The sequence below is a fragment of the Vibrio splendidus genome (assembly GCF_024347615.1).
Lineage (GTDB): Bacteria > Pseudomonadota > Gammaproteobacteria > Enterobacterales > Vibrionaceae > Vibrio > Vibrio splendidus.
In genome coordinates this window covers 3,523,820-3,543,936 of record NZ_AP025508.1, presented here as the reverse complement: position 1 = coordinate 3,543,936, position 20,117 = coordinate 3,523,820, and the positions used below count along the sequence as shown (strand labels likewise).

At 45.0% G+C, this 20,117-nt stretch carries 24 protein-coding genes; 18 read left to right on the top strand and 6 right to left on the bottom strand.

Going from position 1 to position 20,117, the window contains the following annotated elements; all coding sequences use genetic code 11:
• Positions 1-77: 77 nt before the first annotated feature.
• The 4 genes from OCU90_RS15950 to OCU90_RS15935 all read right to left on the bottom strand — a co-directional run bounded on the left by OCU90_RS15950 (position 78) and on the right by OCU90_RS15935 (position 4,048).
• Complete coding sequence (locus OCU90_RS15950; RefSeq protein ID WP_004729649.1) at positions 78-290, bottom strand: YheU family protein; 213 nt, start codon at positions 288-290, stop codon at positions 78-80.
• 99 nt (positions 291-389) lie between these two features.
• Positions 390-1,382, bottom strand: a complete 993-nt coding sequence (locus OCU90_RS15945; protein WP_054542272.1) for a hydrolase — start codon at positions 1,380-1,382, stop codon at positions 390-392.
• Between the two features lie 276 nt (positions 1,383-1,658).
• Complete coding sequence (locus OCU90_RS15940) at positions 1,659-2,129, bottom strand: TIGR02444 family protein (RefSeq protein WP_004729647.1); 471 nt, start codon at positions 2,127-2,129, stop codon at positions 1,659-1,661.
• Positions 2,126-4,048, bottom strand: a complete 1,923-nt coding sequence (locus tag OCU90_RS15935) for an ABC transporter ATP-binding protein (protein ID WP_004729646.1) — start codon at positions 4,046-4,048, stop codon at positions 2,126-2,128. The genes OCU90_RS15940 and OCU90_RS15935 overlap by 4 nt, the downstream gene beginning before the upstream one ends.
• 161 nt (positions 4,049-4,209) lie before the next feature.
• On the opposite strand from OCU90_RS15935, the gene kefG reads away from it, so the two are divergent.
• The 5 genes from kefG to OCU90_RS15910 all read left to right on the top strand — a co-directional run bounded on the left by kefG (position 4,210) and on the right by OCU90_RS15910 (position 8,854).
• On the top strand, positions 4,210-4,794 hold the full coding sequence (gene kefG / locus OCU90_RS15930; RefSeq protein ID WP_004729645.1) for a glutathione-regulated potassium-efflux system ancillary protein KefG: 585 nt from the start codon (positions 4,210-4,212) through the stop codon (positions 4,792-4,794).
• Positions 4,781-6,577: a glutathione-regulated potassium-efflux system protein KefB gene (gene kefB / locus OCU90_RS15925; RefSeq protein WP_029224575.1), complete on the top strand. Its 1,797-nt coding sequence runs from the start codon at positions 4,781-4,783 to the stop codon at positions 6,575-6,577. The genes kefG and kefB overlap by 14 nt, the downstream gene beginning before the upstream one ends.
• Positions 6,578-6,760: 183 nt before the next feature.
• The gene (locus OCU90_RS15920; RefSeq protein WP_086048637.1) at positions 6,761-6,961 is read left to right on the top strand and encodes a YheV family putative zinc ribbon protein; all 201 of its coding nucleotides are present in this window, start codon (positions 6,761-6,763) and stop codon (positions 6,959-6,961) included.
• A 94-nt stretch (positions 6,962-7,055) separates the two neighbouring features.
• Entirely contained in the window at positions 7,056-7,652 is a 597-nt protein-coding gene (slyD, locus tag OCU90_RS15915) for a peptidylprolyl isomerase (RefSeq protein ID WP_061023558.1), read from the top strand.
• Positions 7,653-7,888: 236 nt separating this feature from the next.
• On the top strand, positions 7,889-8,854 hold the full coding sequence (locus OCU90_RS15910; protein WP_061023556.1) for an isoaspartyl peptidase/L-asparaginase family protein: 966 nt from the start codon (positions 7,889-7,891) through the stop codon (positions 8,852-8,854).
• Positions 8,855-8,997: 143 nt separating this feature from the next.
• Here OCU90_RS15910 and OCU90_RS15905 read toward each other — a convergent pair whose 3' ends face one another.
• Positions 8,998-9,225: a SlyX family protein gene (locus OCU90_RS15905; RefSeq protein WP_004729640.1), complete on the bottom strand. Its 228-nt coding sequence runs from the start codon at positions 9,223-9,225 to the stop codon at positions 8,998-9,000.
• Positions 9,226-9,230: 5 nt separating this feature from the next.
• Positions 9,231-10,208: a WD40 repeat domain-containing protein gene (locus OCU90_RS15900; protein WP_026012360.1), complete on the bottom strand. Its 978-nt coding sequence runs from the start codon at positions 10,206-10,208 to the stop codon at positions 9,231-9,233.
• 131 nt (positions 10,209-10,339) lie between these two features.
• Between OCU90_RS15900 and fkpA the strand changes: the two genes are divergently transcribed.
• The 13 genes from fkpA to rplW all read left to right on the top strand — a co-directional run bounded on the left by fkpA (position 10,340) and on the right by rplW (position 20,111).
• Positions 10,340-11,116, top strand: a complete 777-nt coding sequence (gene fkpA, locus OCU90_RS15895; RefSeq protein WP_061023554.1) for an FKBP-type peptidyl-prolyl cis-trans isomerase — start codon at positions 10,340-10,342, stop codon at positions 11,114-11,116.
• 205 nt (positions 11,117-11,321) lie between these two features.
• Positions 11,322-12,047 (top strand): helix-turn-helix transcriptional regulator, encoded by a 726-nt coding sequence (locus tag OCU90_RS15890; protein ID WP_004729851.1) that lies wholly within the window; start codon positions 11,322-11,324, stop codon positions 12,045-12,047.
• Positions 12,041-12,430: a sulfurtransferase complex subunit TusD gene (gene tusD, locus OCU90_RS15885; protein WP_017083781.1), complete on the top strand. Its 390-nt coding sequence runs from the start codon at positions 12,041-12,043 to the stop codon at positions 12,428-12,430. The genes OCU90_RS15890 and tusD overlap by 7 nt, the downstream gene beginning before the upstream one ends.
• On the top strand, positions 12,427-12,783 hold the full coding sequence (tusC, locus tag OCU90_RS15880; protein WP_017085994.1) for a sulfurtransferase complex subunit TusC: 357 nt from the start codon (positions 12,427-12,429) through the stop codon (positions 12,781-12,783). Before tusD ends, tusC begins: the two co-directional genes overlap by 4 nt.
• Before the next feature lie 8 nt (positions 12,784-12,791).
• Positions 12,792-13,067, top strand: coding sequence for a sulfurtransferase complex subunit TusB (tusB, locus tag OCU90_RS15875; protein WP_017083779.1), 276 nt, complete (start codon positions 12,792-12,794; stop codon positions 13,065-13,067).
• Between the two features lie 181 nt (positions 13,068-13,248).
• Positions 13,249-13,623 carry a 30S ribosomal protein S12 gene (gene rpsL, locus OCU90_RS15870; RefSeq protein WP_012604917.1) on the top strand — a complete coding sequence of 125 codons (375 nt, stop codon included), beginning with the start codon at positions 13,249-13,251 and terminating at the stop codon, positions 13,621-13,623.
• 103 nt (positions 13,624-13,726) lie between these two features.
• Positions 13,727-14,197 carry a 30S ribosomal protein S7 gene (gene rpsG / locus OCU90_RS15865; protein WP_017073678.1) on the top strand — a complete coding sequence of 157 codons (471 nt, stop codon included), beginning with the start codon at positions 13,727-13,729 and terminating at the stop codon, positions 14,195-14,197.
• 166 nt (positions 14,198-14,363) lie between these two features.
• On the top strand, positions 14,364-16,460 hold the full coding sequence (gene fusA, locus OCU90_RS15860; RefSeq protein ID WP_099426161.1) for an elongation factor G: 2,097 nt from the start codon (positions 14,364-14,366) through the stop codon (positions 16,458-16,460).
• Positions 16,461-16,606: 146 nt separating this feature from the next.
• A complete protein-coding gene (tuf, locus tag OCU90_RS15855) occupies positions 16,607-17,791 on the top strand; it encodes an elongation factor Tu (RefSeq protein WP_012604914.1) in 1,185 nt (394 codons plus the stop codon).
• Positions 17,792-18,237: 446 nt separating this feature from the next.
• Positions 18,238-18,549, top strand: a complete 312-nt coding sequence (gene rpsJ / locus OCU90_RS15850) for a 30S ribosomal protein S10 (RefSeq protein WP_004736761.1) — start codon at positions 18,238-18,240, stop codon at positions 18,547-18,549.
• Positions 18,550-18,563: 14 nt separating this feature from the next.
• Positions 18,564-19,193 carry a 50S ribosomal protein L3 gene (gene rplC / locus OCU90_RS15845; RefSeq protein ID WP_004736763.1) on the top strand — a complete coding sequence of 210 codons (630 nt, stop codon included), beginning with the start codon at positions 18,564-18,566 and terminating at the stop codon, positions 19,191-19,193.
• 16 nt (positions 19,194-19,209) lie between these two features.
• Positions 19,210-19,812, top strand: coding sequence for a 50S ribosomal protein L4 (gene rplD / locus OCU90_RS15840; protein WP_004736764.1), 603 nt, complete (start codon positions 19,210-19,212; stop codon positions 19,810-19,812).
• Entirely contained in the window at positions 19,809-20,111 is a 303-nt protein-coding gene (rplW, locus tag OCU90_RS15835) for a 50S ribosomal protein L23 (RefSeq protein WP_004736765.1), read from the top strand. The genes rplD and rplW overlap by 4 nt, the downstream gene beginning before the upstream one ends.
• The last annotated feature ends 6 nt before the right edge of the window (positions 20,112-20,117 follow it).

Sequence of the window (20,117 nt, the reverse complement as noted above, 5' to 3'; positions counted from 1 at the left end):
GACAACCCTTGTCTTTTGAGTAACTTACTTGTTAGCAATCGTTTACCACTATAACACGGCTCCTTTATGAGCGCAGCCTAGAAGCGTTTTGTGACTTGAATATCAACGGTTTCATGCAGCTCAGAAAACACGATGCTGACTTCCTTTGAGGCTAATTGATGTTTCACTTGATCAATCTTGTTTTGCAGTGAAACCTCTACGTCGCCGTAGTCTGTGCCTTCACGCAGCACGAATTCTTTAATGAGGTTTTCCAGTGTTTCTGGCGCAATGTCTTGCCATGGGATGATCATAAATACTTCTCTCTTTTATGTTCATAAATAGGTTTATTGATGTGTTGATTACTGTGTTTAGTGACGTCTACTACTCAGTCCTTAAAAAAGGCTCGGCCATTATGCCGAATCTTGGATACTTTCATAGTAAGCAGGTAATGCTTCTTCTAACCAAAACCTTGGTTTGAGCGTGCTACCGGTAATGAACCCCACATGGCCGCCTTTTTGAAACAGGCGATAGTCGATGTTGTCAGGTAACACGAACTTTGGAATTACGTCGTCTGTCATAAACGGATCGTCTTTGGCATGGATGATCTGAGTCGGTAGTTTAATCTTATTAAGTTTAGGAAGTGCTGAGCACTGAGCATAGTAGTCCTGAGCATTCTTGAACCCGTGCAGAGGCGCAGTAATCCGTTCATCAAACTCATACAGCTTGTCTATCTTCTTAATGGTTTCGGCGGTGATACCGAGCTTTTCTTGCAACAGCTTAATCTTTTTCAAGGCATTCGATTTGAGAGAGTTGAGCAGGTACTTTTTATAGAGTTTAGAGAAACCTCGCTCAATACGACTAGAGCAACAAGCCAGATCAAAAGGTGCAGAGACAATCGTCGCCGCCGACAGCAATGGGTCGTCCGCGTACTCAGCCAAATAGTTCGCCAGCATGTTACCGCCCAAAGAGATACCAACCGCTACCTTAGGGTTATTGGGAAACTGGGCGTGTAGATGTCTTAGGAAAAAGCGCGCATCTTCGACTTCACCAGAATGATAAGCGCGAGCCAAGCGATTTGGTTTTCCGCTGCAACCTCTAAAGTGCATCATCACTGATAGCCAGCCATCTTTAGCAAAGGCATTCATCAGTCCGTTGGCATAAGGGCTTTCAAAGCTTCCCTCTAAGCCATGGAATAGAACGAATATCGGCTTGTTACTTCGAGCATCATTACTTGAGGTGTCACCCTCTGGCGATTCGCTCCAAGCAAGATCGAGAAAGTCACCGTCGGGTGTTTCTAAGGTTTGCCATTGAGGGGCAAACAACGCCTGCTTTCTAATAAATCGTGGCACTAAGGTTTGTAAGTGCGGATTAGATAAACCAGCGGCTGCGGTAAATATTGTCATAAAAACAGTCCATGCTTCTTTTATGGGCTTTGATAAAGTGTTGAGCTTTTAGCGAAACGCCCACGTTTTTATTTGAGCTTGGTTGATTCTCGGTATAAGCGCAAGGGTTTCACTGATACGGGCTACAAAAACAAGGCGTAGGTAACTAGTTGAATATTGTCGAGATTGAGCTTCAAACATATTGCCAGTCATGCGCGCCACTCCCGTGTGAAAACGAAGAGCGATACTACCAAGGTAAGCTTGGATCTTGATTGAAGATAAGAGAAAGGAAACGCGTTAGGGTTGAGGGGCTGGTTCAGAAAAAGCGTCGTAGAGGTTTTCAGCCCCTAATAAACGACAGTATTGAAAAGCGAGTGGTGATTGCTGGTTAGCCGTAAGCTGAAGAGAATTAATGCAGTCGACGAGATCAGATTGCTGTTGCTTCTCTAACTGCAGTTCAAATTGGAGCGCTTCACGGTAGAGGGAATCGACAACTTGAGGTTTGAGGTGCTTACGCAGCTCTCGATAGCTATGAAGCAGGGTTTCAGAGCGGCTTAAGCACTGTTGTACCTTGTGCCACTCTTCCTCAGCAAAAGACAATTGCTGCTCATCAAGCCATTTGAGAAGCAGCAGTAGATTGACGTTGCCGTGGAACTGGTTTTGCAAAGCTAGGCACGCATCCTTTACACCGCGCACACTGTAATACTGAAGGCTAAATTGCCATAGTCGTTCCAGTGTTAGTGATATTGGGGCGTGCTCTGGGCTCATAAGCTATCCATATCCTGTTCCATCTGCTCAAGCTCTTCTTGAGTGGACATCCAATCCATTTCAACTTCTTCTAGCTGTGACTTACTGCTCGCTTGGAGAGCGAGTACTTTATTCAGTTTAGCCTTATTTTCAGCTTCATACAGTGAAGTGTCGGATAATTCTTGCTCAGCTTCTTCGAGAGATAGCGTTAACTTATCCATCTGCTTTTCAAATTGAGTCAGCTTTTTACGAAGTGGTGCCGTCAGTTTACGGAACTCTGCTTCTTTACGTTTCTGCTCTTTTTTCGCTGCTGCACTGTTGGCGCCGTCTTTTGCTGGTGCCAATGCTTGTGCTTCTTTGCGCTCAACTTTCTGCTGTTCGGTTAGCCACTTGTAGTAATCGCTTAGGTCACCATCAAACGGTGCAACTTGACGGTCGTGCACAAGGTATAAATCATCAGTAGTCGCACGAAGTAGGTAACGGTCGTGCGATACGATAACCATTGCGCCTTCAAATGTCTGTAGGGCGAAGGTCAACGCCTGACGCATGTCGAGATCCAAGTGGTTGGTTGGTTCATCGAGTAGCAACAGGTTTGGTTTTTGCCATACCAGTAGCGCTAATACCAAGCGCGCTTTTTCACCACCCGAGAATGGCGCCACCTTGTCGAGTGCTTTTTCACCTTGGAAGCCAAAGCTACCTAGGTAGTCACGCAGTTGTTGCTCGGTGTGTTTCGGCGCAATTTGCATCATGTGCTGAAGTGGCGTTTCTTCTGGGTGCAGCGTCTCCAATTGATGCTGAGCGAAGTAACCCATCTTAACGCCTTGCGAATAGCTCAGCTCACCGCCTTGCTGTTTCAGTTCACCTGAAAGCAGCTTGATTAGCGTTGATTTGCCGGCACCATTTCGACCAAGCAGACCGATACGGCTGCCGGGTACTAGATTTAGGCGAATCTTCTCTAGAATCAGATTGTCATCATAGCCCGCTGATACTTCATCCATCATCATGATTGGATTTGGTAGCGCGTCTGGCTCTCTAAACTCAAAGCTGAATGGGTTATCAAACTGAGCGGGCAGCACTTGTTCCATTTTCTCTAGTGCTTTAATACGGCTTTGCGCTTGGCGAGCCTTTGATGCTTTGTAGCGAAAGCGGTCAATGTAGCTCTGCATGTGAGACATTTGTTTCTGCTGCTTTTGGAACATTGCTTGCTGCAGGATTAACTTTTGTGCTCGTTGAGTTTCAAACGATGAGTAGTTACCGGTGTATTCATTGAGCTGCTGGTTTTCAACATGCACGATGCGGTTGACGATAGGATCTAAGAAATCTCTATCGTGCGAGATAAGAACGAGTGTGCCTGGGTAGTTTTGTAACCAGCGCTCTAGCCACATTACTGCGTCTAAATCCAAGTGGTTGGTAGGCTCATCGAGTAGCAGTAAGTCACTGCGACATAGAAGGGCTTGCGCTAAGTTCAAACGCATACGCCAACCACCCGAGAACTGGGTTAGGTTCCATGTCATTTGCTCTTGGCGAAAGCCTAGGCCATCCAATAACTCGGCAGCACGTGCTTTGATGCTGTAACCACCAATGGTTTCAATCTTGCCGTGGATCTCTGCGACTAATGTGCCGTTGTCGGCTTGTTCCGCTTTCTCTAGTTGATCTTCAAGGCCACGGTATTCACGGTCGCCATCAATCACGTATTCAATGGCTGTTCTTTCTAATGCTGGTGTTTCTTGAGCAACCCAAGCCATTTCCCAATGAGCTGGTTTACTGAACGAGCCTGCATCAATAGACAGTTCGTCCTTGATTAGGGCGAACAGCGTAGATTTACCACAGCCGTTTTTACCAACCAAACCGATCTTGTCGCCAGGATGAAAAGTCGCAGATGCTTGGTCGAGGAGTGGCTTACCACCGCGGAGCAATTGAATATCAGAGAAAGTAATCATAATTGAAATAGCATAGAAATTAGAGGTGAACAGACGCCTGCATAGTAGGCTGAAACCAGATAAAAGTCGATCACAATGCAATTTGCGTTATGATGCCAATAACATATTAATAACTTTTGCTTAAATTCTTGTGGCCTTGCCACCGTTTAGCCCTCAAAGGAATGAGTAATACTCCCTCGACAGACAAAGCCGTGCCAAAGGTGTTAATAATCTACGCACACCCAGAGCCGCACACCTCTATTGCTAATCAAATGATGGTTAAAAAGGTCGAGTCGCTCGGTCATGTCAAAATTCACGATCTCTACGCCATCTACCCAGACTTCTTTATCGATGTGCCTTATGAGCATGATTTACTCCTAGAGTACGATGTGATTGTGTTCCAGCATCCTCTGTTTATGTATTCCTGTCCTTCGTTATTGAAGGAGTGGTTTGATCGTGTGTTAGGAAAAGGATTTGCATTCGGTGAGCAGAGTGCGCTTAAAGGCAAACACTGGCGTAGCGTTATTACTACCGGTGGTAAAGAAGAGGCGTTTGGCGCCGCAGGCTATAATAAATATCCATTACAAGAGATCTTGCAACCATTCGAGCTAACTGCTGCTTTGTGTCAGATGCACTGGATATCCCCCTTAGTTTTACACTGGGCGAGAAATGTTTCGGACATGACGCTTTACCAACACGCAGAAGCGTATCGAAATTGGCTGCGAGACCCGCTACAAGATATAGGAGCGAATGATGGCTCTGACTAATGATTTTCTACAAAGTAGCGTTATATTTTTAGCGGCTGCTGTGGTTGCGGTTCCTATCGCGCAGCGAGCTGGCTTAGGTTCAGTACTCGGCTATCTATTAGCTGGCGTGGCGATTGGCCCGTGGGGGCTTGGTTTAATCAGTGATGTAGAGGCGATTCTACACTTCTCCGAATTTGGGGTGGTGCTGCTGCTTTTCTTGATTGGCTTAGAGCTTAACCCTAAAAAACTGTGGCAGATGAGGGCGCCTATTCTCGGACTCGGTGGTGCGCAAGTGCTGATCACCACCTTGATTATTACCGCCATCGCCTGTTTGTTCGGATTAACATGGCAAACCAGTCTCGTGATAGGTATGGGCTTGGCGCTGTCTTCCACTGCGATTGCCTTGCGTGTTATTGAAGAGCGAGAGCTTGGCGGAAAAGAAGCAGGACAGTCAGGCTTTGCAGTACTACTTTTCCAAGATATTGCCGTTATTCCAATGCTAGCGATGTTGCCTCTACTTGCGGGTAATACGGGCGGCAGTTGGGCTGACATGTTGTGGATGCTGGGCGGTGTCATTGGCTTGCTTGTCGGTGGTCACTTCTTATTGAGGCCACTGTTCCGATACGTAGTCATGAGTGGCGTACGTGAGCTGTTCACGGTCGCAGCGCTGCTATTAGTTATTGGTATTGCCGTCATCATGCAACAGATAGGTTTGTCGATGGCACTGGGTACTTTCTTAGCGGGCGTACTTCTGGCTGAAAGTGAATATCGACATGAGCTTGAAATCGCCATAGACCCATTCAAAGGGTTACTGCTTGGTCTGTTCTTTATCTCTGTGGGTATGGCGGTAAATCTAGGTTTACTGGCAGAAAGTCCATTCGCAATATTGATCGCGGTGTCGTCTCTGGTCGTATTGAAAGGCTTGGTGTTGTATGCGCTGGCCCGTATCTTCGGTACTCAAACTAAAGCGCGCAGCCGTATGGCGATGATTCTCAGCCAAGGTGGTGAATTCGCTTTCGTTATTTTTACCGCTGCGAGTGCACAAGGCATCTTAAGCGGCGACCAAGTGTCGTTCTTACTAGTTGTTGTGAGCCTTTCTATGGTGACCACGCCATTGATGCTTAAGCTGCAAGATCGCTTCTTTGCTCGTCAACTCAATCAAATCAGTGAAAGCGCGATGTCTTCGGATGTGGTTGATCGCAGCCCTCGAGTGATTATTGCGGGCTTTGGTCGTTTCGGTCAGATCATTGGGCGTCTAATGTATGCCAACAAGATTCGTATCACCGTTCTTGAAAGTGATGCCAGTCAAATCCATATACTTAGAAAATTCGGCTACAAGGTATTCTACGGTGACTCAACTCACCTTGAACTATTACGAGCAGCGGGAGCTGATAAGGCCGAAGCGATTGTGCTGTGTACCGACTCTCCCGATGAAATCATGAAAACCGTGGATTTGTGTAAGCAGCATTTCCCGCAGTTGAAGATCTTAGCGCGTGCTCGAAGCCGTGTTGAAGCGTATCAATTACTTAACCATGGTGTGAGCAACTATTCTCGTGAAACTTTCCTTGGGGCTCTAGATTTAGGTCGTCAAACATTGACTGAACTTGGTATGCATCCATATAAAGCGAAGCGAGCAGAAGCACATTTTAGGAAATTGGATAATGGTATGCTCAAAGAGTTGCTTCCTCAGCATAGCGAAGATGCCGAGTTAGCTCAGAGAGCGAAAGAGGCTCGTAAAGAGCTTGAAGAGATCTTTGGACATGAGATGGAAAATGATCACCAATCTAGAAACTATTGGCAATAGCCTTAGCTTAGAGCTTAGAGCTTAGAGCTTAGAAGTTAGAGCTAATCGCTTGAGCTTAGCTCTGTAGTTGCTCTTAAAAACTGTAACTTAAAGAACCAATCTAATAATAAACGCGGTCTCTGCTTAGTCTCGAATAGAGCATGTGGGAAGAACTGCGAATCCAGAGTAGTAAAGGATATGAACGTGAAACAGAAAAAACGCTTTATCGCAGGGGCGAGCTGCCCAAGCTGCAAGACTCAAGACACACTCCGCTGGTGGGTTGAAAATAACATCGAGCTGGTGGAATGCGTCGATTGTGACTTCACAGAGCAGCGCAAACCGAAAACTGTAGAGAAATCTGAACACGCGAATCAAGAAATGATCGGTATTTTTAAGCCAGAATGATTGAGTTTCGTTAATTGATCCCCATAATATCCCGGTACAGAATTTTTCCTAAGCTCAACTGTTCGAGCTTAGTCCAAACCTCCTTGGAGCTCTCATGAAAATTGAAAAGAACGTAGTAGTTAGTGTTGCATATCAAGTGAAACTTGAAGATGGCGTAGTAGTTGACCAATCAACTGCAGAAGCTCCACTAGATTACCTTCACGGTCACAACAACCTAATTACAGGTCTTAAAAAAGAGCTTGAAGGCAAAGTAGCTGGCGACAAGTTCTCAGCAACGGTTACTCCAGAAGACGCTTACGGCGAGCACAACGATGACTTAGTTCAACGTGTTCCTGCAGACGTATTCCAAGGTGTTGAGCAAATCGAAGTTGGCATGCGTTTCCTAGCGGATACTGACCAAGGTCCAATCCCAGTTGAAGTTACTGAAGTAGATGGCGACGAAGTTGTTGTTGATGGTAACCACATGCTAGCTGGCCAAACTCTAACGTTTGACGTTGAAGTTGTAGCCGTTCGTGAAGCGACTGAAGAAGAAGTTCAACACGGTCACGTACACCAAGAAGGCGGCTGTGGTAGCCATGGTCACGACCATGATCATGACCACGAAGGCGGTTGCTGTGGTGGCGAAGGCCATGACCACGCTGAAGAGAAAAAAGACGGCTGCTGCGGCGGCGGTAGCTGTGGTTCTCACTAATACCGAACTAACGGTTTAGTTTAAGAATATTGAAAGCCTCCCTTGTGGAGGTTTTTTTCGTTTAAGGAGTCTCGCTTTTTGAGCTGACTTTTAATCTAGCGAACTAAGTGTCCGCAAATCTAAGTGTCCACAAATCTAAGCATTCGTAAAAAGTTTGGTTTTCGCTATCAGACATCAAACCATGGATGTGGTATTGATAGCACAACATTATAAGACGACGTCAGTGGAGAGTTTGCATGTCACAGCCTTTTTCAATTGCCATTCATGGTGGTGCAGGAACTATCTTGCGAGAGCAAATGAGCGATGAATTAAAAACGGGTATTACCGAGGCTTTGGAGAAGTCGGTTTTGGCTGGCTATCAAGTTTTGCTATCGGGTGGCGATGCGTTGGATGCAGTGGTTGCGTCAGTCAAGGTGATGGAAGACAGCCCGCATTTTAATGCCGGTAAAGGCTCTGTTTTAACTCATGATGAATTTGTTGAGATGGATGCTTCTGTGATGCACGGTCGCGAAATGGATGCGGGTGCTATTGCCGGTGTCCGCCATATCAAAAACCCCATTGAGCTTGCGCGTGATGTGATGCTTAAAAGCGATCATGTGCTGTTGATTGGTGAAGGCGCAGAGAGGTTTGCGTTTGAGCATGAGTATATCTTCACCGAGCAAGATTACTTCTTTACTGAGCGTCGTTATGACCAACTTCAGTCGATGAAAGAGAAAGGTATCTTTGCTTTGTCTGAAGCCAAATACGATGAGCAACAAGCTCAAAAATACCCAGATGATAAAAAGTACGGCACGGTTGGCGCTGTCGCATTAGACCAAGCCGGTAACTTAGCTGCAGCAACCAGTACCGGTGGCGTAACCAATAAAAAATACGGTCGTGTGGGAGATTCTCCAATCATCGGTGCAGGCACTGTTGCTGAAAATGGCAACGTGGCCGTATCAACGACAGGAATGGGCGAGTTCTTTCTACGTAAAATGGTTGCCAGTGATGTAGCAGCACGAATGCGTTATCTCAAAGAAGATGTGCACACGGCTTGTGAAACTATCATTCAAGGTGAATTGAAAACCATGGGCGGAGAAGGTGGCTTGATTGCTATTGATGGCCAAGGTGATATTCACTTCGGTATGAACAGTTCAGGGATGTATCGTGCGAGTGTTGATACGAACGGCTGCGTGGAAGTGAAGATTTATGCCGATGACTAAGATTGTATTGGCTTAATTGGCTTTAGCTTATTCACTCAGGTGAAATAAACAAAAGGGCGGCAGATGAGTATCTGTCGCCCTTTTAGTTTGCAGATTTCTAGCGATACACGTCACTAGAATCAATTCGTCATTTTGAACGGCGCTTAATAGTGTGGAGGTGGCGTCTCTTCTGATGCATCAGCGAGGTTTGAGCCATCCATATTTTTCACTTTACCCACCACGAACTTCATTTGATCTTGCATTCTCGTGATCAACATCTGTTGTTGGCTAAGCGCTTCATTGAGTTCTTCAATGGTTTGTTCTTGGAAAGCCAACTGACATTCTAGGTCATTCACGCGGCTTTCTAGTTGTTCAATTCGCTTTTCTGTCATCGTTCTTAATCCACATTCCAAGCTTGGGCGATGCCCGCAGAGGTGCCCGATATCACACGGTTCTTTTCATCAAAGGCTGCATCATACACTACCGCACGGGGAGGGCGAGCATCTTTTAATGGCTCGGCATCGTGACGAGAAATGCGTTTTCCATCTTGAGTATTCCACACACTCACTTGGCTTGATGGCGTACCCGTCACCAACATACTGCCGTCGTCAGAAAAGCGAGCACTCGAGAATATCAGCTGTCGAGACCAGCTCTGCAATTGCGCTTGAGGTTCACCTGTTTCCAAATTCCAGATCATCGCTTGGTTGCCGCCATCGGAAGTAAAAGCCAATTCTCCATCCCGTTGTAGTGCAACTCGCACTACTCTTTGTTCATGCTCGAAGGTACGTAACACCAAGCCTGATTCGGTATCCCAAAGATAAGCTTTGTAGTCGTTGCCGCCTGATAATGCGTAGCGGCCATTAGAAGAGAGGGAGACGGAATTAACTTTTTCTCGGTGAGCAAGGAACTCAAGACGGCGTCCGGTGACTAAGTCCACATAGATAGCTTTGCCATTAGACAGGCCAAGTAAGACTTTTTCACCATTACTGGATATGTCGACATCGCGAATTAAGCCATCGGAAATAGACCAAAGCCCTTCAGCTTGAGTCCAAGATAAGTCCCAAACGGCGAAATTCATCTGGCTGGCGGTAATCGCAAAGCGGCCGTTGTCAGAGATGCGGATACGCGATACTTGGTTTTCTGATTGATCTTGTGGGCCGAGCTGAGCGAGTTCTTTATCTTGGACGAGGTCCCAGAGTAACAGTTGTTTTTGCTGAGAGTAGAGCAGCGCGAAGCGTCCATCTCTGCTTAGGGCAAAGCTGGTGGCACCATTGGGTTCAATTTCCCAACGTTGCTCATCATCTTGAAAGAAAAAGCAACCATTTAACAAGGTGATGACAATCGTACATAGCAATGAGTGGAAAAATATTCGCATCACATCTAATAATCCGGTTTGTGTCGAAAGACATATGACTAGTATATTGTTATAACTAACGTATTCACACCAATCTAATCATTAGATTTGTGCACAATAACCAATGGCTTGGCCATTAATTGGAGAATTCAATGAAATCAGTTTTAAAAGTATCACTGCTTGCCGCAACGGTTATGCTAGCAGTTGGTTGTCAGAAAGAAGAACCAAAGGCAGAAGCTCCACAGGTAGAAGAAGCTAAAGTTGCAGCAGTAAACTTTAAAACAGAAGATGACAAAGCGGCATACGCAATCGGTGTATCTTTCGCGAACTACCTAAGCACAAGCATTGATAAGCCAAGCGAGCTAGGCATTAACCTAGACAAAGATATGGTTCTTCAAGGTATCGAAGACGTATTCGCAGAGAAAACAGCACTTAACGAAGAAGAAACTCGTGCAGCTCTAGAAGCTCTAGACAAGCGTGTTGCTGAAACAATGCAAGCACAAGCGGCAGAAAAATCTGCAGAAGTGAAGAAAGCCGGTGATGATTTCCGTGCTGAGTTCGCTAAAACTGAAGGCGTTAAGCAAACTGAATCTGGTCTACTTTACCAAGTAATGACGGCTGGTGAAGGTGCTTCTCCAAAAGACACTGATACCGTTCAAGTACACTACAAAGGTACGCTAACAGACGGTACTCAGTTCGACAGCTCTTACGATCGTGGCGAACCAGCAACATTCCCACTAAACCGCGTAATCCCAGGTTGGACTGAAGGCGTACAACTGATGCAAGTTGGTTCTAAGTACAAGTTCGTTATCCCGCCAGAGCTAGCATACGGTGAGCAAGACACACCGACTATCCCTGCTAACTCAACGCTAGTATTCGAAGTTGAACTACTAAACATTGATAACGCTGAAGCGGCTCCTGCTCAGTAATATCAGCTAAAAGTTTTATTCTAAAATACGTTGATTGAATAAAAAGCCTAACTCTGAGTTAGGCTTTTTTTATGATTTGAAGGTGAGTATTTGATTTTTAAACTTGTTCTAAATCACTAGTTGCAATGTTAGCTAGGTGTGCAATTAAAATTTTCTGATAAACTTACATAAATTTGTTGATTTTTCACACGAAGGTAAGGAATAAGTGACTACTACAGAAACAGTCAATGCAGATGTGTTACTTGAAATGGAATCAGTCCACGTTATGCCATTCAGTGAACACGATAAAATCATTCTAAGATCTTATGAGGCCGTGGTTGACGGTATTGCGAGTCTTATCGGTCCGTTTTGTGAAATCGTTTTACACTCTTTAGAAGACCTCAATACTTCTGCGATTAAAATTGCCAACGGCGAAAATACAGGTCGTCAGGTTGGTTCGCCGATCACCGATCTCGCATTGAAGATGCTGAAAGATATTGAAGGTTCTAAGCGTAACTTCTCACGTTCATACTTTACTCGCGCTAAAGGCGGAGTATTGATGAAGTCGATCACGGTTGCTATCCGCAATGGTGAAGACCGAGTGATTGGTTTGTTGTGTATTAACGTAAACTTAGATGCGCCATTCTCACAAGTACTGCAATCTTTCATGCCTACGCAAGATGCGGACGAAGCAGCATCATCAGTAAACTTTGCGAGTGATGTGGAAGAGCTTGTCGACCAGACGGTTGAACGCACCATTGAAGAAATCAATGCCGACAAATCAGTATCGAACAATACTAAGAACCGTCAAATCGTGATGGAGCTTTACGACAAAGGTATTTTCGATATTAAAGACGCGATTAACCGTGTTGCTGAGCGATTGAACATCTCTAAGCACACCGTATACCTATACATCCGACAACGTAAAACAGAGGATGAAGAGGGTTGTTAAGCTATACACTTTTAGTGAATGGACCGGTCTACGGTTCACAGTCGGCAAGAAGTGCGTACCAGTTTGCAGTGGCTCTTATTAATCAGGGCCACAAACTTCACAGTGTATTCTTCTATCAAGATGGCGTCAGTAATGGCTCTGACCTTACCGTACCTGCTAATGATGAATTCGACCTGGCTTCCGCTTGGCAAAAACTGGCGGATGAGCACAATGTTAGCCTTGAAACGTGTGTTGCTGCTGCGCTTAGACGCGGAGTGATCAGCACGGATGAAGCAACGCAACATCAATTGAGTGCATCTAACTTGGCGGCTGGGTTTACCCAAGCTGGGTTAGGGAGCTTATCTGAAGCACTTTTGACGCAAGATAGGGTTGTACAGTTTTGAGTAAATTGGCCTTTGTATTTAACACTTTCCCTCATACGACGGCAGCGGGCAGGGAAGGGCTAGACGCACTGCTAGCGGCTTCAGCCTATAGTGAAGACATTACCGTGTTCTTTGTCGGTAATGGCGTTACACAGCTTCTCAAGGCTCAACAGCCTGATGAATCCCTATCACGTGACTATATTTCTGCATTCAAGCTTATGGACCTCTACGACATCGAGCAAGTTTACGTGTGTCAACATAGTCTCAATCAGTTTGGTCTCTCGACCGATAACTTACTGATCGATGTGACTGCGCTAGAAGTGAATGAGTTGACGCAGAAGTTAGCTCAGAGCCAAAAAATACTGACTTTCTAGGGAACGTTATGCTTCATATTGTAAAATCAGTAGACAAACTCAAGCTTGCATTGGCGTACTCGCAACAAAAGGATCACATCCTTTTGGTTGAAGATGCGGTGTATGTTTGCCTTCCAAATCATGAGTTATTCAATCAAATCTCAACCGTTGAACATGTGTCGGTATTAAAAACAGATCTCGATAGCCGAGGTTTACAACAACTTGCTTCAAGCACTCTGGATCAAGTGGACTTCGACGGATTCGTCAAACTAACGGTTTTGAACGACAAATCAGTAACTTGGTAGCTGTGTTTTATCAGTATGGTTAAAAAAATACCATACTGAGCTCTAGACGGCTAAAAAAGATCTGTATATTTCTTGACACACATCCCACTGCTGAATAGAATTTTGCGTCCCTATTTACACTATGTGTAATAGGGCTAGATTTTTCATCAAGCTTACTTTCAAGTAAATCAGGAGCTAGTTAATGGCAACTATTAACCAGTTGGTACGTACTCCTCGTGTAAAGCAGGTTGTTAAAAGCAACGTGCCTGCACTAGAAGCGTGCCCACAAAAACGTGGTGTATGTACTCGCGTATATACTACTACTCCAAAAAAACCGAACTCAGCACTACGTAAAGTATGTCGTGTTCGTCTAACTAACGGCTTTGAAGTTACTTCATACATCGGCGGCGAAGGTCATAACCTTCAAGAACACAGTGTTGTTCTTATCCGTGGTGGTCGTGTTAAAGATTTACCAGGTGTGCGTTACCACACTGTTCGCGGTGCACTTGACTGTGCAGGCGTTAACGACCGTAAGAAAGGTCGTTCTAAGTATGGTGTGAAACGTCCTAAGTCTTAATGCGTCTTTTTTAAAAAGAAAGCGTTAAGTAAGGCCAAACACTATTTATTTATTATTCTGAAAAGTTTTGGAAAAAACCTGAAGAAGACAACGGAGAAATTCCATGCCACGTCGTCGCGTAATAGGCCAGCGTAAGATCCTTCCAGATCCTAAGTTCAAATCTGAACTGCTGGCAAAATTCGTTAACATCCTTATGGTTGACGGAAAAAAATCTACTGCAGAGAAGATTGTTTACACTGCACTAGAAACTATGGCTGAGAAATCTGGTAAAGATCACTTAGCTGTATTTGAAGAAGCTCTTGAAAATGTTCGCCCAGCGGTAGAAGTTAAATCTCGCCGTGTGGGTGGTTCAACTTACCAAGTACCTGTAGAAGTTCGTCCGGTTCGCCGTAACGCTCTTGCTATGCGTTGGGTAGTTGAAGCTGCGCGTAAGCGTGGTGAAAAATCTATGGCTCAACGCCTAGCTGCTGAAATGCTAGACGCGTCTGAGAACAAAGGTACTGCGGTTAAGAAACGTGAAGACGTTCACCGCATGGCTGACGCAAACAAAGCGTTCGCACATTACCGCTGGTAATACCTTTTTAGTGCTGCAAGGTTCCTTGCAGCACTTCTTTAGTTCCTATGCTTATGCTAGGAACTATTGCTATTTCTAGGGCAAGCACTTTTTAGCGAAGCATCGCTTTTAACGCATAATCTAGACATAGCAATAGTCCCTAAGTCTCTAATAAGAGGATTCAACCGTGGCTCGTAAAACTCCTATAGAGCAATACCGTAATATCGGTATCGTTGCTCACGTAGATGCAGGTAAAACAACCACAAGTGAACGTATTCTGTTCTATACCGGTCTTTCTCACAAAATCGGCGAAGTTCACGATGGTGCAGCAACCATGGACTGGATGGAGCAAGAGCAAGAGCGCGGTATTACGATCACTTCAGCAGCAACGACTACGTTTTGGCGTGGTATGGAAGCTCAGTTCTCGGACCACCGTATCAACATCATCGACACTCCTGGACACGTTGACTTCACAATCGAAGTAGAACGTTCTCTACGTGTACTTGATGGTGCAGTTGTTGTTTTCTGTGGCTCGTCTGGTGTTGAACCTCAGTCAGAGACAGTATGGCGTCAAGCTGATAAGTACCAAGTTCCACGTATGGTTTTCGTTAACAAAATGGACCGTACAGGCGCAGATTTCTTGCGCGTAGTTGAACAGATCAAGGACCGCCTAGGCGCAACCCCTGTTCCAATTCAACTGAACATTGGTGCTGAAGAAAACTTCCAAGGTGTTGTCGATCTTCTCAAGATGAAGGCAATCAACTGGAACGAAGCTGACCAAGGCATGACTTTCACGTACGAAGATATTCCTGCAGACATGCAAGAAATGGCTGAAGAATATCGTACCGAACTTGTTGAAGCTGCTGCAGAAGCAAATGAAGAGCTGATGGATAAGTACCTTGAAGAAGGTGAATTAACAGAAGCTGAAATCAAGCAAGGTCTTTGTATTCGTACCCTTAATAATGAAATCGTACTTGCCACTTGTGGTAGTGCATTCAAAAACAAAGGTGTACAAGCTGTTCTAGATGCAGTGGTTGACTTCCTTCCTTCTCCAGTCGATGTACCGGCAATTAAAGGTATTGATGACGACGAGAATGAAATTGAACGTCACGCGGACGACAAAGAACCGTTCTCAGCGCTAGCATTTAAAATTGCAACAGACCCATTTGTTGGTACTTTAACTTTCATCCGTGTTTACTCTGGAGTTGTTGAAAGTGGTAAAACAGCTTACAACTCTGTGAAGAAACAACGTGAACGTTTAGGGCGCATTGTTCAAATGCACTCAAACAAACGTGAAGAAGTAAAAGAAGTACGAGCAGGTGACATCGCAGCCATTATCGGCCTTAAAGATGTTACTACTGGTGAAACTCTATGTGATCAGAACCATAAAATCGTTCTTGAGCGTATGGAATTCCCAGATCCAGTTATTCAGATCGTTGTAGAGCCTCGCTCTCAAGCTGATCAAGATAAAATGACTATCGCTCTAGGTAAACTAGCAGCAGAAGACCCATCATTCCGCGTTGATATGGATGCGGAAACTGGCCAGACACTGATTTCTGGTATGGGCGAACTACACTTAGATATCATCGTTGACCGTATGAAGCGTGAATTTAACGTCAACTGCAACGTTGGTAACCCGCAAGTAGCTTATCGTGAAACGATTCGCGGTACTGCGAAAGCGGAAGGCAAATTTATCCGTGAGCATGGTGGTAAAGGTCAGTACGGTCACGTGTGGCTAAAACTTGAACCATCAGAAGCTGGCGAGGGCTTTGTCTTCGTTGATGAAATTGCCAACGGTATCGTACCTAAAGAGTTTATTGCTTCAGTCGCTAAAGGCGTTGAAGAGCAGATGAACAATGGTGTACTTGCTGGCTATCCAGTTTTGGATATCAAAGCTACACTATATGATGGTTCTTACCATGAAGTAGATTCAAGTGAGATGGCGTTTACAATCGCTGCCTCTATGGCTTTCAGATCGGGTGCACTTGAAGCGCAACCGGTTCTGCTTGAGCCTATGATGAAAGTTGAAGTAACTACTCCAGAAGACTGGATGGGTGACGTTGTTGGCGATATTAACCGTCGTCGCGGCATCATCGAAGGTATGGACGAGGGGACAGCTGGCCTGAAGATAATTCGTGCACAAGTTCCGTTGTCTGTCATGTTCGGTTACGCAACTGATTTACGTTCTGCGACACAAGGCCGTGCTTCTTACTCTATGGAGTTTAGTGAGTACGCTGAAGTGCCTAACAATGTTGCAAAAGCAATCATTGCAGAGCGTGGTTAAACAAAAGGGCCGCATTTTTTTCATTTTTTGAAAGATCAATGCGTCCAAATATTGCGCTAACGAGAGTTGGCGCATAAAATAGCAATTTCTGGCGCGTCTCGCTCAATAATGAACGTGGCGAATCATAACTAGGAAGGAACACGATTGTGTCTAAAGAAAAATTTGAACGTACGAAACCGCACGTAAACGTTGGTACTATCGGCCACGTTGACCACGGTAAAACAACTCTAACTGCTGCTATCTGTACTACACTTGCAAAAGTGTACGGCGGTGTTGCTAAAGATTTCGCATCTATCGATAACGCTCCAGAAGAGCGCGAGCGCGGTATCACAATCGCAACTTCTCACGTTGAGTACGATACTCCTGAACGTCACTACGCACACGTAGATTGTCCTGGACACGCCGATTATGTTAAAAACATGATCACTGGTGCTGCTCAAATGGACGGCGGTATCCTAGTTGTTGCTGCTACAGATGGCCCTATGCCACAAACACGTGAGCACATCCTACTTGGTCGTCAAGTTGGTATCCCTTACATCATCGTATTCATGAACAAATGTGACATGGTTGATGACGAAGAGCTACTTGAGCTAGTAGAAATGGAAGTACGTGAACTTCTTTCTGAGTACGAGTACCCAGGAGACGACCTTCCAGTAATTCAAGGTTCTGCACTTGGCGCTCTAAACGGCGAAAAGCAGTGGGAAGACAAGATCGTTGAGCTTGCAGAAGCACTAGATTCTTACATTCCACTTCCAGAGCGTGCTGTTGATCTACCGTTCCTACTTCCTATTGAAGATGTATTCTCAATCCAAGGTCGTGGTACAGTAGTTACTGGTCGTATCGAGCGCGGTATCCTACGTGTAGGTGACGAAGTAGAAATCGTTGGTATCAAAGAAACTACTCTTACTACTTGTACTGGTGTTGAAATGTTCCGTAAACTGCTTGACGAAGGTCGTGCAGGTGAGAACGTTGGTGCACTTCTACGTGGTACTAAGCGTGATGACGTTGAACGTGGCCAAGTACTTTCTGCTAAAGGTTCAATCAACCCACACACTAAGTTTGAGTCTGAAGTATACGTACTTTCTAAAGACGAAGGCGGCCGTCACACTCCTTTCTTCAAGGGTTACCGTCCACAGTTCTACTTCCGTACAACTGACGTAACAGGCGATATCACTCTACCAGAAGGCGTAGAAATGGTAATGCCAGGTGACAACGTTCAAATGACTGTTGAGCTAATCGCTCCAATTGCAATGGACGAAGGTCTACGTTTCGCAATCCGCGAAGGTGGCCGTACAGTTGGTGCTGGTGTTGTAGCTAAAATCTTCGCTTAATAGCATTTAGATTTTTGCACACTCTTCATTAGAAGAGCACGCATCTGAAAAGGGAAGCTACGGCTTCCCTTTTATTATTTATAGAGAAACATTCCTTTCCCGCGCAATACTCCATATATCCCCAAGTTCCTTTTTCAATATATTCCGATTATTTTCCCAACACTACTTGCATACTAAAACGTGATCTGTATAATGCATCGCACTGGCTAACGCCGGTTTGTGAACCAATGAGCACTGAGGAGTAGGTCTTACCTAGTAATGTATACTCAGCTTATGTTCGCGGTTAATAAAAATAGTAAACTTCGTGTTTACTTCAAAAGTTAACTGACAATGCGTCCTGATTTTGGATGCTACGGTTTCACATAAATCAATCGGCATTCTCTCGTTCTTTCGAGCTTGAGTGGCGATATTGTTTGTGTAATTTTTAATAATTGGAGCTCTGTCTCATGCAGAACCAACGTATTCGTATCCGCCTTAAAGCGTTTGATTACAAGTTAATCGATGCTTCAACTGCGGAAATCGTTGAAACAGCAAAACGTACTGGCGCACAGGTTCGTGGTCCTATTCCACTTCCTACTCGTAAAGAGCGTTTCACTGTTCTTACCTCTCCACACGTCAACAAAGATGCACGTGACCAGTACGAAATTCGTACTCACAAGCGTTTGATCGACATCGTTGAGCCAACAGATAAAACTGTTGATGCTCTAATGCGTCTTGATCTTGCAGCTGGCGTTGATGTTCAAATCAGCCTAGGTTAAGGGAGATAAGAATAATGATTGGTCTAGTCGGACGTAAAGTGGGTATGACCCGCGTATTTACTGAAGAAGGCGTTTCTATCCCAGTAACTGTTGTTGAGGTTGAAGCGAACCGTATTTCTCAAGTTAAAACTCTTGAGACAGACGGCTACGCAGCAATCCAAGTAACTACTGGTGCTAAGAAAGCTAACCGTGTAACTAAACCTGAAGCTGGTCACTTCGCGAAAGCGGGTGTAGAAGCAGGTCGCGGTCTTTGGGAATTCCGTTTAGAAAACGGCGAAGAGTTTGAAGTTGGCGCTGAGCTAAACGTAGAACTTTTCAACGAAATTAAAAAAGTAGACGTTACTGGTACATCTAAAGGTAAAGGCTTCCAAGGCGCTATCAAGCGTTGGAATTTCTCTACTCAAGATATGACTCACGGTAACTCTTTGTCTCACCGCGCACCGGGTTCAATTGGCCAATGTCAAACTCCAGGCCGCGTGTTTAAAGGCAAGAAAATGGCAGGTCACATGGGAGCTGAGCGTGTAACGACTCAAAACCTAGAGATCGTACGTGTTGACGCTGAGCGCAATCTACTCCTTATTAAAGGTGCAGTACCAGGCTCAACAGGCGGTAACGTGATCGTAAAACCTGCTGTTAAAGCATAACGTCTAGGAGTAAGTAATGGAATTGATGGTTAAAGGTGCTGATGCACTAACTGTTTCCGAGACTACTTTCGGACGTGACTTTAACGAAGCTCTAGTACACCAAGTAGTTGTTGCATATGCAGCAGGTGCTCGTCAAGGTACTCGTGCTCAAAAGACTCGTTCTGAAGTATCAGGCGGCGGTGCTAAGCCATGGCGCCAAAAAGGTACTGGCCGTGCACGTGCTGGTACAATTCGTAGCCCAATCTGGCGTACAGGTGGTGTTACTTTTGCTGCGAAACCACAAGATCACAGCCAAAAAGTAAACAAAAAAATGTACCGCGGTGCTATGAAGAGCATTCTGTCTGAGTTGATTCGTCAAGAGCGTCTAATCGTTGTTGATAACTTCTCTGTAGAAGCACCAAAAACAAAAGAACTTGTAGCTAAGCTTAAAGAGCTTGAGCTAAACGACGTTCTGATTGTGACTGGCGAAGTAGATGAAAATCTATTCTTAGCTGCTCGTAACCTATACAAAGTAGATGCACGTGATGTTGCTGGTGTTGATCCAGTATCACTAATCGCTTTCGACAAGGTTCTGATGACTGCTGATGCAGTTAAGCAAGTTGAGGAGATGCTAGCATGATCACTGAAGAGCGTATCTTAAAAGTTCTACGTGCTCCGCACATCTCTGAAAAAGCAACTATGGCAGCTGAGAAAGCGAACACTATCGTTTTCAAAGTAGCTAAAGATGCAACTAAGAAAGAGATCAAAGCAGCTGTAGAAAAGCTATTTGAAGTTGAAGTTAAGTCTGTAAATACTCTTGTATTAAAGGGTAAGACCAAACGTCAAGGTATGCGTGAAGGCCGTCGTTCAGACGTTAAGAAAGCCTACGTTACTTTGAAAGAAGGTCAAGATCTTGACTTCGTTGGCGGCGCGGAATAACAGGAG

Coding starts and splice junctions, on each gene's coding strand:
- OCU90_RS15950 (WP_004729649.1), bottom strand. CDS start 290: ATGATCATCCCATGGCAAGACATTGCGCCAGAAACACTGGAAAACCTC.
- OCU90_RS15945 (WP_054542272.1), bottom strand. CDS start 1,382: ATGACAATATTTACCGCAGCCGCTGGTTTATCTAATCCGCACTTACAA.
- OCU90_RS15940 (WP_004729647.1), bottom strand. CDS start 2,129: ATGAGCCCAGAGCACGCCCCAATATCACTAACACTGGAACGACTATGG.
- OCU90_RS15935 (WP_004729646.1), bottom strand. CDS start 4,048: ATGATTACTTTCTCTGATATTCAATTGCTCCGCGGTGGTAAGCCACTC.
- kefG (WP_004729645.1), top strand. CDS start 4,210: ATGAGTAATACTCCCTCGACAGACAAAGCCGTGCCAAAGGTGTTAATA.
- kefB (WP_029224575.1), top strand. CDS start 4,781: ATGGCTCTGACTAATGATTTTCTACAAAGTAGCGTTATATTTTTAGCG.
- slyD (WP_061023558.1), top strand. CDS start 7,056: ATGAAAATTGAAAAGAACGTAGTAGTTAGTGTTGCATATCAAGTGAAA.
- OCU90_RS15910 (WP_061023556.1), top strand. CDS start 7,889: ATGTCACAGCCTTTTTCAATTGCCATTCATGGTGGTGCAGGAACTATC.
- OCU90_RS15905 (WP_004729640.1), bottom strand. CDS start 9,225: ATGACAGAAAAGCGAATTGAACAACTAGAAAGCCGCGTGAATGACCTA.
- OCU90_RS15900 (WP_026012360.1), bottom strand. CDS start 10,208: ATGCGAATATTTTTCCACTCATTGCTATGTACGATTGTCATCACCTTG.
- fkpA (WP_061023554.1), top strand. CDS start 10,340: ATGAAATCAGTTTTAAAAGTATCACTGCTTGCCGCAACGGTTATGCTA.
- tusB (WP_017083779.1), top strand. CDS start 12,792: ATGCTTCATATTGTAAAATCAGTAGACAAACTCAAGCTTGCATTGGCG.
- rpsL (WP_012604917.1), top strand. CDS start 13,249: ATGGCAACTATTAACCAGTTGGTACGTACTCCTCGTGTAAAGCAGGTT.
- rpsG (WP_017073678.1), top strand. CDS start 13,727: ATGCCACGTCGTCGCGTAATAGGCCAGCGTAAGATCCTTCCAGATCCT.
- rpsJ (WP_004736761.1), top strand. CDS start 18,238: ATGCAGAACCAACGTATTCGTATCCGCCTTAAAGCGTTTGATTACAAG.
- rplC (WP_004736763.1), top strand. CDS start 18,564: ATGATTGGTCTAGTCGGACGTAAAGTGGGTATGACCCGCGTATTTACT.
- rplD (WP_004736764.1), top strand. CDS start 19,210: ATGGAATTGATGGTTAAAGGTGCTGATGCACTAACTGTTTCCGAGACT.
- rplW (WP_004736765.1), top strand. CDS start 19,809: ATGATCACTGAAGAGCGTATCTTAAAAGTTCTACGTGCTCCGCACATC.